Source organism: Mycobacteroides franklinii (assembly GCF_001853795.1).
Classification (GTDB): Bacteria; Actinomycetota; Actinomycetes; order Mycobacteriales; family Mycobacteriaceae; genus Mycobacterium; species Mycobacterium franklinii.
Map to the genome: position 1 here is coordinate 1 of NZ_MLIK01000028.1, position 452 is coordinate 452.

Annotated in this window: 1 pseudogene; it reads right to left on the reverse strand. The window is 72.1% G+C overall.

From position 1 onward, the window contains the following. Positions 1-452: pseudogene (locus BKG76_RS24070) on the reverse strand (TIGR00374 family protein); the annotation flags it as partial.

Below are 452 nucleotides of genomic sequence, written 5' to 3' on the forward strand. Positions count from 1 at the left end.
CGCCGGTGCTCTGGTCCAGCGGGATGCCGCGTTTGCGATTGTGCGCGTACAGGGTCCAGCCGCGGTCCAGCGCCGCCACCGACATGGTCGAGGTACTCGCCAGGCCGAGGTCGCCGATCGCGATGGCCATCAAGGCCCGATGTTCGACGGCGCGGCGCATAGAGGTCTGCAGGGGCGCGGTCTCATTGGAGCGCAGCCGCAGTTTGCGCCACACCTGCCGCACCGCGCCGCCGCTCTGTTGGTTGGGGCCGTAGAGCTCGACGACGGCGCTGGAGTCGGGATCCGGTGACTGTGCGGTCAGCGTCAGCGGGCCGGCGCCTGCCGGGCGCTCCACGGTGAACGCGGTGACGACGAAACCGCGTCGGCCCAGCGAGCGGACGGCGCCGTCGAGCGGGACTTCCAGGGCGGGGGTGCCGACGAGCCACACCACGAGGGCGCCGACGAACCAGCCC